The following is a 13,517-nucleotide window of genomic DNA, read 5'->3' on the forward strand; positions in this document are numbered from 1 at the left end:
GGCTACACGTGAACAATTGGGAAAACTTCTTCCGTTTAAATGAGAACCGCATGGCACCACGCGCTTACTTCTTCTCATACGACTCAGTTCAAACTGCAAAGACATTCCAACGTGAATTAAGCAGCCACTACCAACTATTAAGTGGCCAATGGACTTTCAACTTCTTCACTAACCCACTGCTTGTACCTGACGAGTTCTACTCTGATCACATGAGCGATTGGGGCAATATTACTGTTCCTAACATGTGGCAAATGGAAGGTCATGGTGATCTTCAATACACAGATGAAGGTTTTCCTTTCCCTATCGATGTTCCTTTTGTACCAAGTGATAATCCAACAGGCGCTTACCAACGTACATTCACACTAGGTGAAACGTGGAACGACAAACAAACCATTATCAAATTTGATGGCGTAGAAACCTACTTTGAAGTGTACGTAAACGGTAACTACGTTGGTTTTAGTAAAGGCAGTCGTTTAACTGCTGAATTTGATATCTCTGAATTTGCACAACAAGGTGAAAACCTGCTTTCTGTTCGTGTAATGCAATGGGCTGATTCAACCTATATTGAAGACCAAGATATGTGGTGGACAGGCGGTATCTTCCGTGACGTTTACCTAGTAGGTAAAGAACAAGTTCATGTTCAAGACATTACTATCCGTACTGACTTTGATGAAAATTATCAAAGTGCGACATTATCGTTCAAGGCAGAAATAGAAAACCTAACAAACAGCTCAATCTCTAACTATTCACTTGAATACGCATTATTTGATGGTGCAACAAACATAGCTCAAGGCTCTATCGATTCATTATCTTTTGATTCGACTCTTGATGTGAACGTTACTATCGATATGGAAAACCCAACACATTGGACGGCAGAAAATCCTTACCTATACCAACTGATCCTGACTCTAAAAGATGAAAATGGTAAGACACTAGAAATCATCCCAAACCGCGTTGGTTTCCGCGACATTAAAGTGCGCGATGGTCTGTTCTACATCAACAATAAATACGTAATGCTGCATGGTGTGAACCGTCATGATAACGACCACTTAAAAGGTCGCGCTGTGGGTATGGATCGTGTTGAGAAAGACATCGTTTTGATGAAACAACACAACATCAACTCTGTACGTACTGCTCACTACCCTAACGATCCTCGTTTCTATGAACTGTGTGATGTATACGGCTTATTTGTTATGGGTGAAACCGATGTAGAAACACACGGCTTTGCTAACGTTGGAGATTTAAGCCGCATCACCAATGATCCTGCATGGGAACACGTATTTGTTGAACGTATTGAGCGCCATATTCACGCTCAAAAGAACCACGCATCAATCATCATGTGGTCACTGGGTAATGAATCGGGTTACGGCTGTAATATCAAATCAATGTACGATGCTGCAAAAGCGATTGATGACACACGCCTAGTTCATTACGAAGAAGACCGTGATGCTGAAGTGGTTGATATCATCAGTACTATGTACTCTCGTGCTCAACTAATGAATGCTTTTGGTGAACATCCTCATAATAAACCACGCATCATTTGTGAATACGCACACGCAATGGGTAATGGCCCTGGTGGGTTAACTGAATACCAAAACGTGTTCTACAAGCATGACTCTATTCAAGGACATTATGTTTGGGAATGGTGTGATCACGGCATTCTTGCTAAAGACGAAAATGGCACTGAGTTCTTAAAATACGGTGGCGATTACGGCGATTATCCAAACAACTACAACTTCTGTATGGATGGCTTAGTTTACTCGGATCAAACTCCAGGTCCTGGCTTGAAAGAGTACAAGCAAGTTATCGCACCGATTAAGATCCAAGCGAAAGACGCAGCAAACGGCATTTTCACGGTAGATAATAAGTTGTGGTTCTCAAACCTTGATGACTACACCATTACCGCTGAGATCCGTGCTGAAGGCGAAACACTGCAAAGCACCACGCTTAAAGTAGAAGGTTTGGTTGAAAACTCAAGCCGTGATATTGAAATCGCACTGCCAGAGCTAGACGGCCGTGAAGCCTTCATTAACTTCACTGTGCGTAAAGATTCCCGCACTCTATACAGCGAAGCGAATCACGACATTGCGATTTACCAAGTTCAGTTAAAAGAAAACACAGAGCAACTGCCAGTGTTCTCAAACAGCAATGCGATAGCTCTTGATATCACAGCATCTCGTTTAGATTATGTTGTAAAAGGGCTTAACTTTGCGCTTACTTTCTCAAAAGTGAACGGTAAATTAACCTCATGGTTAGTGAATGGCGAAGAGCTAATCGCAAGCTCACCTAAACTGAATTTCTTCAAACCAATGGTAGATAACCATAAGCAAGAGCATGAAGGTCTGTGGGAGCCTGCGCATCTTCAAATCATGCAAGAGCACTTCCGCTCTATCGACCTTAATGCCTCAAATGGTAAGGCAACCTTTACAGTAACGAGCATCATTGCTCCGCCAGTATTTGATTTTGGTATGCGTTGCACTTACGTGTATGAAATCAATAAAGAAGGCCAACTGAACATTCAATTATCTGGTGAGCGTTACGGTGATTACCCTCATGTTATCCCTGTACTTGGCTTAGATTTAGGCATCAACAACGAGTTTGACCAAGTGCAATACTACGGTCGAGGCCCTGAAGAGAACTATCAAGATAGCCAACAAGCAAACGTAATTGACGTATACAAAACAACCGTTGCTAATATGTTTGAGAACTACCCGTTCCCACAAAATAACGGTAATCGTCAGCACGTTCGTTGGGCATCGCTAGCGAATCGTCACGGCTCTGGTCTGTTTGTGAAACCTGAGCAAGAGATTAGCTTCAGTGCTTGGTTCTATACCAACCAAAACATCCATGAAGCGCAGCACACGATTGAGCTTGAGAAGAGTGGCTATATTACGCTAAACCTTGATCACAAACTGATGGGCTTAGGGTCTAACTCTTGGGGCTCTGAAGTATTAGATTCATACCGTGTGTACATGGATAAATTCCAATATGCACTGACTCTAGTGCCATTCCAACAAGGTGGTTGCTCACCAAAAGCATTAGCGAATCACACATTTACCTCAAACACGACATTCACTTCAAAAACAACAGTTGAAGGCGGAGAAAAGTAATGATCATTTTAGACAACTTAGAACAATTTAAAGTGGTATATCGTGACGGCCGTAAATGGAACCGTTGTGTTGAAGCGATTGAAAACATTGGCAATCTAAAAGACGGCATCATGTATTCAATTGGCGATTCTCTGGTTTACATGATTGAAGATGGCGTAGCTAAAAACACAGACAACTTTGTAGGTAATCGTCGTTATTTCGACATCCACTATTACCTCGAAGGCCGTGAAACCGTTGAAGTGGCTGATAAGTCTGACCTAGAAAGTGTGCAAGCCTATTCAGATGAAACTGACCGAGAACACCTAAACGGTAATGGTCAAATACATCAACTTTGTGAAGGCCAAGTAGCTGTATTTGATAACAACAAAGCGTACAAATTCCATGGCGATAATCGTGTTCGTAAAGTGGTTCTAAAAGTCACTATCGAAGATGGTTATTTCTTGAATAAGTAATACCAAACTACATAAGAAACTGTTTCCATGAAACAAAGCGACATAGAAATAAAACAATAATAAAAATCGGCATCTGGAAATATATTCAGAGCCAAATAATAGGGAGAGATTGGTTCGAAAATCGCAACCAAATCTCTCCCATCATACCTACAATATGTGATTCATCGGAGTACCTTATGTCTACATCAACACGAGGCACGATAGGCAAATTCGCCTTACTGTCTATGACTTTTGCTGCAGTTTATAGCTTCAATAATATCATCAACAATAATATTGAAATCGGGCTATCCTCTGCACCTATGTTCTTCCTTGCTACTCTGTTCTATTTTGTTCCATTCTGTTTAATCGTTGCTGAGTTTGTATCCTTAAATAAAAACTCTGAAGCCGGTGTTTACGCATGGGTAAAAAGTTCATTGGGTGGTCGCTGGGCTTTCATTACCGCGTACACTTATTGGTTCGTTAATCTATTCTTTTTTACTTCTCTTTTACCACGAATCATCGCTTATGCGTCTTACGCTTTCTTAGGGTTTGAATACATATTTACACCATTAACAACCGCAGTATTAAGTACATTATTGTTTGCTGTCGCAACGCATGTATCGAACAATGGTGCGAAACTGTTAGGGCCAATTACCTCAATTACCTCATCACTAATGTTGCTACTCACTTTGTCTTACATACTTCTATCAGGTGGCGCACTTCTTGGTGGTATTGAACCAGCAGACCCAATTACAATTGAAGCAATGACGCCTTCATTTAACTGGGCGTTCTTAGGGGTCATTACTTGGATATTCATGGCGGCCGGCGGTGCTGAATCGGTTGCGGTTTATGTAAATGACATTAAAGGCGGACACAAATCTTTTGTTAAAGTTATCATCGTTGCAGGTATCTTTATCGGTGTGCTTTATTCTGTTGGTTCAATTGTTGCCAACGTATTTGTCTCTCGTGAAGAGTTGAAATTTACAGGCGGCTCAGTACAAGTATTTGAAGGCATGGCAAGACACTTTGGTCTGTCTGAAATTATCATGAACCGTTTTGTTGGTATCGTCTCGTTTACTGCAATGCTAGGTTCGTTACTAATGTGGACAGCTACACCGGTTAAAATCTTTTTCTCTGAAATCCCAAAAGGCATTTTTGGCGAAAAGACAGTAGCCCTAAACAAAGAAGGCGTGCCAGTACGTGCCGCATGGATTCAGTTCTTAATCGTTATTCCACTGATGTTTATCCCAACATTAGCGTCTGACACAGTACAAGATTTAATGAGCACCATCATTAACATGACAGCCGCAGCTTCTATGCTACCACCTCTGTTTATCATGATTGCGTACTTAAATTTACGTATAAAATTGGACCACCTAGAGCGTGATTTTAAAATGGGCTCTCGCTTCACGGGTATCACGGTAGTTTCAATTCTGATTGGTATCTTCACGGTTGGGTTCTTTGCATCAACCTTCCCGACGGGTGGCGATATCATGACCATCATCTTCTATAACGTCGGCGGTATTGTTATCTTCCTTGGCTACGCTTGGTGGAAATACAACAAGTATGAGCAGTCATTAAGCAAAGAGCAGCGTCTTGAAGAATCAAAACCTGCCGTTCAGTAATTCACCAACCTTTAATTAAGGAAAACGAGCGACTAAAATCCGAGAGTATCTATATTCTCGGATTTTTTATTGCCATTTTATCCGTACCTAACCATCGATCTTTTACCATTTGTGCACTATTTTTATTCTAGATAAAAAAATAAATGGTGCGTTATGATATCTCTAATAAAAAAAATAAAAGATAAGCTAGTATTTCCACTGCACATTCATATATCGACGTTGTTTACGGTAATGATCATCGTCATCTGTTCGGTGCAAATATACATAATGAACAAAGGCATCAATCAACTTTTACTTGAAGCCACCTCAACCATTTTTGACCGAATATCGACAGAAACAAGATCCTCAATAAGAAGTGAATATAGACCCGCCTTTAACGCAGTAGCTAAGCTCTCCAAAAGAGATATCGTCTATACCGAAACATTAGAGCAGCGCAACGCTTACTTTACCGAATTAGCGATGCTCTTAGATTTACACAAACACGTCTCGACGTATCGTATTTCCTTTCCAAATGGCGATTGGTTTGGGGTTGGTATATTAGGTAATTCCTTATTTAGAAAAAAACTAAACACTCCAGAGAATACTTACTATTTCTTCATCAATCATAACTCTGTTATCGAAAATAAAACCACCGTTTTTTTCTACGATGATCAAGCACGTTTTATCCGTTCAGATGAACTTAATGAACATCAATATGACCCAAGAAATGAGAATTGGTTTAAGAATTCGATCAAAGAAAAAATCGTTTTATCCAAACCTCGTTACTTTCCAGGATTACAACAATTTGGTTTAACCATTCATAAGAAAGCAGAGAATAACGTTGTTGTAAGTGCTGATATTTTAATGGAAAAACTCAGTCATGTATTAAAAAGCACGGCTATCCACCCCTCCTCTCTTAGAGTGCTTTATGATGAAAAAAACATCGTTTACGCAAGTAATTCTTCTAGCCTCGCTTTAATTAAAAAAGAAGAAAGTAAAATTATTAATTTGAGTGATTTATTTAACTCTGAGGTATTAAATTCAATTAATCACATCAATTTAGACCACGAAATTCAACAATATCAAAATAATGGCGAACATTGGTATGGGAAAATATTTTCAGTTCCGATTAATGCTGAACGATCATTAAACTTATTGATTGCGGTAAAAAAATCAGAGTTGTTATCTAGTGCCTATATTATTCGCCAACAAACCATTTTGTGGTCTTTCGTTATCCTAATGCTGTCGATTCCCTGTGTCTATTTCATATCTCAAAGGGTATCAAAACCGATCCAACAAGCCACAGAGCAAGCACGACTAATATCCACATTTGATTTTTCATCTATCGATCATACATCGACTAAAATACTTGAAATAGCGAATCTGACCCGATCGATTACCAGTATGAAATCAGCAATAGAAAATTACTTCAATCTAACGAACTCAATATCAAAAGAACATGATTTTGAGGAATCAATAAAACTTATTGGACGCAGTACCGCAGAGGCCACTAAAGCCACCGCGGCTTATCTCTATCTTATCAATGATAAAGAAACACACATAGATCCTCAGTTTGCATGGCGAGCAAATACACAAAGTGAAGACATTAGTGAATTAGAAAGCTTTGCTTTAGATGATAAAAAAATAGCAAAAACCATTGAACATATAATGATTAAAAAGAAACCCTTTGAAAACCTGAATATTAATCAGCTCGACAAACAAGAACAGAATAAATTGGGCTTAAACAGCGAACAAATATGGTCTATCACCTTTCCTTTATTTTCTAGAGAAAAGCAAACAATAGGGGCGATGGTGTTAGTGTTTGATGTAAAAAACAGTGAGTATGTGCGTAATACGCAATTCAGCTACTTCGAGTCATTAATGAATTATACCTCCATCGCTCTCGAAGGACGAAAAATGCTACAGAATCAAAAGGATTTACTCAACTCTTTTATTCAAATAATGGCAAGTGCGATTGATACAAAGTCTCCTTATACTGGAAACCATTGCCAGAAAGTGCCTCTATTAACCCAATGGCTTGCGCAAGTGGCGAGTGATTCTTCTACTCCACCCTTTAACGATTTCACACTGAATTCAACAAAAAAAGAGGAATTAAGAATAGCTTCATGGCTGCATGATTGCGGAAAAATAACCACGCCGGAATACGTCGTTGATAAAGCAACAAAATTAGAGACTATTTACAATCGAATTCATGAAATACGAACCCGCTTTGAAGTATTAAAACGTGACGCTGAAATAAAACAATGGAAACAAGTGTTCAACAACACACTGCCTGATGAGTATAGAGAAGAATTGGAACAAGAATGGCAACGATTAGATGAAGAATTTGCTCTTATTGCGAGGGTAAATGTGGGTGATGAGTTCTTATCAGAACAAAACATCGAAAAAATACACCACATTGGTCAACAAACATGGACGCAAACCTTAGATGATAGCCTTGGTCTTGCATGGGAAGAAAAAGCACGTTTACATAACTCAAATAGCCACTTTATTCCCTTAACCGTTACTCTCTTACAAGACAATCAATCTCACCTCATTCCGAGAACAACCAACATAGATCAAGATCCACGTTTCACATTACAGCTACCCGAATACAAAAATAATATTGGTGAAATCTATAATCTATCAATTCAGCGTGGAACGCTAAATAATGAAGAGCGATTCACAATAAATGACCATATTATTCAAACCATTAAAATGCTAGAAGCACTCCCATTCCCAAAAACGATGAAGGATGTTCCAAAAATAGCAGGTGGCCATCATGAAAAAGTCGATGGCACTGGTTACCCTATGGGACTAAAAGCAGAAGAAATGCCACTCACCGCACGAGCAATGGCTATTGCTGATATTTTTGAAGCCCTAACCAGTCACGATCGACCATATAAGAAAGAAAAAACATTAACGGAATCTCTAAAAATAATGAGTTTTATGGTTAAAGATAAGCATATAGATAAAGACTTATTTAATTTATTTTTAACCTCAGGTCTTTATCTCAAATATGCAGAAACACACTTAAATCCAGAACAATGTGATGACGTTGATATCAATAACTACCTGAGCTAGTTCTACAGGGCTGTTTTTTTGCTTATTGAACATCGCAATTCAACATAACCTTATGCATTTTGCTATGTATCACTCCTCTACACCAATAAATATTGGTGCACAATTCCCGCTTTTCTTTTAATACGGATCATTATTCTCAGTGTTGCGTAGATCACCATCACAGTTTGCTGCTTTCTTATTCTCCGTTTAATGACACATCTCACAGTAAGTTTTAGTAAAACTAATTACTATAATTTTACTAAAACTTACTAGAATATTTAATGCAAACATATAGGATGCTATTACTATGTCTGAATCTTTACGAGGCACGATAGGTAAATTTGCCTTACTGTCGATGACGCTCGCGGCGGTATTTAACGTCCGTAACATTGTGAATAATAATATCGAATTGGGACTGAGTTCTGCACCCATCTTTTTACTTGCGACCCTTGTTTACTTTATTCCCTTCGTATTCATCATCTCTGAGTTTGTTTCTGCAAACAAAGACTCTGAATCAGGAATGTACGATTGGCTAAAAAAACCATTAGGCAGTAAAGCCGCGTATTTAGGTTCTTTCCTTTATTGGTTCGTAAATCTATTTTGGTTTATTTCTCTATTGCCTAACGTTATCGCTTACGCGTCTTATGCAATGCTGGGTTATGAATACAGTTTCTCACCAATGGTGACTTCTATCATATCGATTGTGTTGTTTGCGGGGGCTACCCATATTTCAACCAAAGGCGCATCTTGGTTAGGTAAAATTTCAGAACTCGTCGCATACGGTGTGTTCGCATTGTTTGGCATTTACGTTATTGGTGCACTAATGGCACTTGGTGGGGATCACGTTCCTGCTGAGCCAATCACACTAGAAGCAATGACACCAACCATTAACTGGGCAACACTGGGTATTATGTGTTGGATCTTCCAAGCAGCAGGTGGTGCAGAAACCGCCGCAGCCTACTTGAAAGATGTGAAAGGCGGTCAGAAGACCTTCATTAAAGTAATCATCGCAGCAGGTGTTCTTATAGGCGCTATGTACGCGGTAGGCTCTTTGTTAGTGAACGTATTTGTTCCTCGTGAATCGTTGACTTACGCAGGTGGTATGGTTGAAATATTTACGGGTATGGCTCAGTACTTCAATGTCTCTGAATCATTAGTTGGTCGCTTTGTTGGTATCGTTCTGTTCATCGCTATGTTTGGCTCGATGATGATGTGGACTGCGGCTCCAGTTAAAATTCACTTTTCTGAAATTCCAAAGGGCGTTTACGGTGAAAAAACAACAGAGCTAAATGAACACGGCGTACCTGTTCGCGCCGCTTGGTGGCAGTTCGCTTTCGTTGTTGTGATGTTAATCGTAAATGGTTTTGGTTCTGAATCAGTACAAGAGATGATGAACACCGCGATTAATCTAACCGCTGGTACCGCAATGCTACCGCCTATCTTCATCATGGTGGCTTACTTTGTCTTCCGTCTTAAATACGATGACACACCACGTGATTTCCGCATGGGTTCTCGTAAGTTTGGTATGAGTGTGGTGTCTGTTCTTATTGCTATCTTTGTTGTAAGTATGACCGCATCTGCGTTCCCAACCGGTGTTGATTTAGTTAAAGCGTTCTTTATTAATGTCTTTATGACTGCGGTATTCTCAGCACTTGCATGGTGGTGGATCTCTCGCTTTGAAAAGAAACAAGCGAAAAGTGAACAATCAGCAACAAAAGAAATCAAAAAATAAACATAGGCAAGAAACAAATTAGCGTTTAGTTTCCCTTAATTATGACAAAAGGCACTGATTCCCTCAGTGCCTTTTTTGTCTCTGTTCTTATTCAACTACTGTCTAAAATCAATCAGCATGAAATAAATATTACACTCGTTTGGCATGACCTTTTTTATCTATCGTATATGGTAGCCCAGCAAACATTGCCGTTACACCCCACGCAACACAAACACCAAGACACATCATCAATGGTACATTCCAGCTTCCTGTCATCTCATGCAACAAACCAAAACAAATAGGCCCCGCTGCCGCAAGCAGATAACCCATACATTGAGCCATGCCTGATAACGCAGCCGCTTGATGTGCATCGTGAGTTCGAATACCAACAAACGACAAACCTAAAATAAAACCACCACCACAACTAAAACCAAACATGATGATCCAAACAACCGCCAGCGCTGGCATCATTAATAAACCACAGATACCAACAAACGCTAACGCAGACATCAACACGCTTAATACTCGTTTGTCTTTCATTTTCGACATTAACGGAATAAGAATTAACGCAGGTACCGCCGTTGACAGTTGTAGAATCCCATGTAAATACCCCGCTTGATGCTCTGAATACCCATTATCAACCAAGATAGTTGGTAGCCAAGCAATGAAGATATACATGATGAATGAGTTCAACCCTAAGAAAACCGTCACTTGCCACGCCGCAGCCGTTTTCCAGATATAGCTGTGACTGTCAATTTGTGCCGTATCTTTCGTTGGCGCCGTACGATTACCTAATTGTGATGACCACACTGCAATAGCAATAATGGGAAAGATAATAACCGAGCCCAATGACACCGCCCAATTTGGTATCGCAGTAATACCCAAAGAGTCTGCTAAATTTAGCATTGGTATAGCGGAACTTGAACTAATGGTTGATCCAACCCCCATCATTAATACATAGATAGCCGTAAACGTCGTCACTTGCTTTGGAAAGTCTCGCTTTAGTAAACTTGGCAGCAATACATTACCAATCGCAATACCTACCCCGATAATACTGGTTCCTAAAAACAGCATTGGAGCTGTGCCTGTCGAACGAAGAAGAACCCCGACGGTAATCGCAATCAAAGCCATCATTAACGACGATTCCAATCCTATTTTTCGAGCTAATCCTGACGAGATAGGAGAAAAGAAAGCAAAGGCCAGCAGAGGAACCGTTGTGAGCATTCCGGCTTGTGTTGCGGTTAATCCCAAATCTTTTGAAATAAAATCTAAGATGGGACCAATTCCCGTAATTGGACCTCGAAGATTACTCGCTATAAGTAAAATCCCAACAATCAAAAGCCCAGGGTGCGCCAGTTTTTTAATTTTATTTTTATGTGACATATCAATCTCCTTAAATCTAGGCTCCATCATATACTTTACTTTCTCATCCGAATTTATGTATATTGACAATAAATAACGATAAACGGTCAAAGTCATGCCTAACAATTCAATGTTTTATAATTTTGATTCTGATGCCTACCCACAAAAAGTCACAGCTCTTCGTATTAATCAAGAAGAAGAAACGGTCTTTCATCAGCATCAAAAAGGTCAATTGGTGATGCCGTTAAGCGGATTTGTCACTTGTACCATTGCCGACGCCATTTGGATGGTGCCTGCAAATTGTGCTGTTTGGATCCCAAGCCAAGTTTTTCACAGCAATCGGATTTCATCAGGTTCTGATGTGTGTATGCTTTTTATTGATCCCGATATAAAAGGTATCCCAGAGAAGAGCTGTACCTTGTCTATCTCCCCTTTATTGCGAGAGTCGATCATTGCCTTATCGTCAGTCGATCAACATTATGAAGCCGAAGGGCGAACTGCAAGATTAGTTGACGTCCTGATTGATGAACTAACCGCTATGCCAGCAGAGCACTTCGATTTCCCTATCCCCTCAGAGCCTCGCTTACATAAAATAGCCAAAGAAATGTACAGTGATCCAAGCAACCGTCTCACTGTTGGTGAATGGGCAAAACGCTTTGCCATGAGTGAAAGAACGCTATCAAGATTAGTAAAACAAGAGTTAGGAATGACCTTTGGCCATTGGCGCAGTCAATTACATATTGTATTGGCGTTGCAAAAACTCTCTTCTGGAGACGCGGTTCAACGCATTGCTGAAGATCTAGGCTATGAATCGGTCAGCGCTTTCATCTCTTTCTTCAAAAAAACATTAGGCCGCTCACCAAAACAATACATGAAGATTAAGTAAACACTCCCTAATTAGGTCTACGTAAATTAGATCTTTTTAGAAGTAAAACTTTAAGTAAATATAGATAAAAACAATCTCACTTCTCTCACATTTATGCCGTTTTATTCTTCTTTTTCTTATCTCTCCTCGCTATTCTTTCTTTATTGATAATTAACTCCGTATTCATTTATTACCGAGTAACCCAATCAATTTCTAATAAGAAAAATTTACCCACAACAGTGAGAACCTCTAAACATGAAACCTACTTTTGCAAAGCTGTCTTTACTTTCTACTCTACTTTTAACAGCGAATGTCCATGCCATTGAAACTGATTTTTACGGTGAAATAGGCATTGGTGGTCGTACTTTCTTTGATGGTGACGATAAAGGTCGCTACAGTGATGGCACCTATATTGAAGGCGGACTCGCTATTGAAGAAGGCAATTGGTTTGGCTTAATTTACGGTGAGGGCTGGACAGTACAAGCGGATGATAACGGCAATGCGTGGGCAACAGGTCATGGCTGGGGGGGCTTTGAAGGAGGAATAAATCGATTCTATGCCGGATATAGAACTGACGCAGGTACCGAGTTTATTGCCGGCCGCATTGACTCTTCTTTAGATGATATTCAATGGTGGGGAGATTCGACACCAGAAAATGGTTATACCCTACCAAATACACGAGATGTGAACGTAGGAATTAAAATACGTAATGAAGAAGGAGCCCTTCGCTACAGTGTTTCTGCGGCACCAGAGTCTGATTTCTCTGAAGATGATGCTCTTGTCCACTTCGGTCGATACGATGAATACGCCAATAAATACAGCTACTCTGCGTTTGTAAATGGTTATGTTCAATACGATATTGCAGAAGATCTCACCTTGCTTGGCGGTGCTGAATTTACTGATGGCGACGGTGAAATGTATTTACTTGGCGCAGAATATAAAACCCTCGCAGCACGTGTCTGGCATCATACCGATCAAGGTAATGACATCAGCGAAGGAACAGAAACAGGCATAATGACCAGTGCCTATTATGAAGTGGCAAAAGGCGTTTATCTTTCTGCGGCTTATAACTACGCCAATACCAAACTAGACACCGCTGAAGATGAAACCACGTCTTATATTAATGGCGGTGTTTGGTATGAATACGCCGGTGGCAAATTTGCGACGGCTATTGATACTAAGTTTTTCATGAACAATGACACGACAGATTCAGCCAACGAAATCTTCATCATGCAATATTACTATTGGTAAGAGAATCACATTATTCGTAAATTTAGCTCCATTATATGAGACTAACTTCACGGACACCTTTTCTTTTTATTACTACTATTTAACCAGTTAATTTTAGTAAAACTTTTACTTTAAAGGGTA

At 39.8% G+C, this 13,517-nt stretch carries 8 protein-coding genes; 7 read left to right on the plus strand and 1 reads right to left on the minus strand.

Annotated features, from left to right (window positions below; translation table 11 throughout):
- The first annotated feature begins 8 nt into the window (after positions 1-8).
- The 5 genes from ebgA to A6E04_RS01265 all read left to right on the plus strand — a co-directional run bounded on the left by ebgA (position 9) and on the right by A6E04_RS01265 (position 9,940).
- Positions 9-3,110, plus strand: coding sequence for a beta-galactosidase subunit alpha (gene ebgA / locus A6E04_RS01245; RefSeq protein WP_083198868.1), 3,102 nt, complete (start codon positions 9-11; stop codon positions 3,108-3,110).
- Entirely contained in the window at positions 3,110-3,562 is a 453-nt protein-coding gene (locus A6E04_RS01250) for a beta-galactosidase subunit beta (RefSeq protein WP_065609508.1), read from the plus strand. The genes ebgA and A6E04_RS01250 overlap by 1 nt, the downstream gene beginning before the upstream one ends.
- Positions 3,563-3,738: 176 nt before the next feature.
- A complete protein-coding gene (locus A6E04_RS01255) occupies positions 3,739-5,166 on the plus strand; it encodes an amino acid permease (protein WP_065609510.1) in 1,428 nt (475 codons plus the stop codon).
- 153 nt (positions 5,167-5,319) lie between these two features.
- A complete protein-coding gene (locus tag A6E04_RS01260; RefSeq protein ID WP_244886233.1) occupies positions 5,320-8,229 on the plus strand; it encodes an HD domain-containing phosphohydrolase in 2,910 nt (969 codons plus the stop codon).
- A gap of 286 nt (positions 8,230-8,515) precedes the next feature.
- Positions 8,516-9,940: an amino acid permease gene (locus A6E04_RS01265; protein WP_023603042.1), complete on the plus strand. Its 1,425-nt coding sequence runs from the start codon at positions 8,516-8,518 to the stop codon at positions 9,938-9,940.
- 129 nt (positions 9,941-10,069) lie between these two features.
- Here A6E04_RS01265 and A6E04_RS01270 read toward each other — a convergent pair whose 3' ends face one another.
- Complete coding sequence (locus tag A6E04_RS01270; protein ID WP_023603041.1) at positions 10,070-11,302, minus strand: CynX/NimT family MFS transporter; 1,233 nt, start codon at positions 11,300-11,302, stop codon at positions 10,070-10,072.
- A 94-nt stretch (positions 11,303-11,396) separates the two neighbouring features.
- Between A6E04_RS01270 and A6E04_RS01275 the strand changes: the two genes are divergently transcribed.
- Positions 11,397-12,167, plus strand: coding sequence for an AraC family transcriptional regulator (locus tag A6E04_RS01275; RefSeq protein WP_175365404.1), 771 nt, complete (start codon positions 11,397-11,399; stop codon positions 12,165-12,167).
- A gap of 234 nt (positions 12,168-12,401) precedes the next feature.
- Complete coding sequence (gene ygjJ, locus A6E04_RS01280; RefSeq protein WP_065609512.1) at positions 12,402-13,397, plus strand: protein YgjJ; 996 nt, start codon at positions 12,402-12,404, stop codon at positions 13,395-13,397.
- Positions 13,398-13,517: the final 120 nt, after the last annotated feature.

Source organism: Aliivibrio logei (genome assembly GCF_001691055.1).
Lineage (GTDB): Bacteria > Pseudomonadota > Gammaproteobacteria > Enterobacterales > Vibrionaceae > Aliivibrio > Aliivibrio salmonicida.

What these genes read in the sequence shown, in the direction of transcription:
- A6E04_RS01270 (WP_023603041.1), bottom strand. Translation starts at nt 11,302, where the DNA reads ATGTCACATAAAAATAAAATTAAAAAACTGGCGCACCCTGGGCTTTTG.
- A6E04_RS01265 (WP_023603042.1), top strand. Translation starts at nt 8,516, where the DNA reads ATGTCTGAATCTTTACGAGGCACGATAGGTAAATTTGCCTTACTGTCG.
- A6E04_RS01250 (WP_065609508.1), top strand. Translation starts at nt 3,110, where the DNA reads ATGATCATTTTAGACAACTTAGAACAATTTAAAGTGGTATATCGTGAC.
- A6E04_RS01255 (WP_065609510.1), top strand. Translation starts at nt 3,739, where the DNA reads ATGTCTACATCAACACGAGGCACGATAGGCAAATTCGCCTTACTGTCT.
- A6E04_RS01275 (WP_175365404.1), top strand. Translation starts at nt 11,397, where the DNA reads ATGCCTAACAATTCAATGTTTTATAATTTTGATTCTGATGCCTACCCA.
- ygjJ (WP_065609512.1), top strand. Translation starts at nt 12,402, where the DNA reads ATGAAACCTACTTTTGCAAAGCTGTCTTTACTTTCTACTCTACTTTTA.
- A6E04_RS01260 (WP_244886233.1), top strand. Translation starts at nt 5,320, where the DNA reads ATGATATCTCTAATAAAAAAAATAAAAGATAAGCTAGTATTTCCACTG.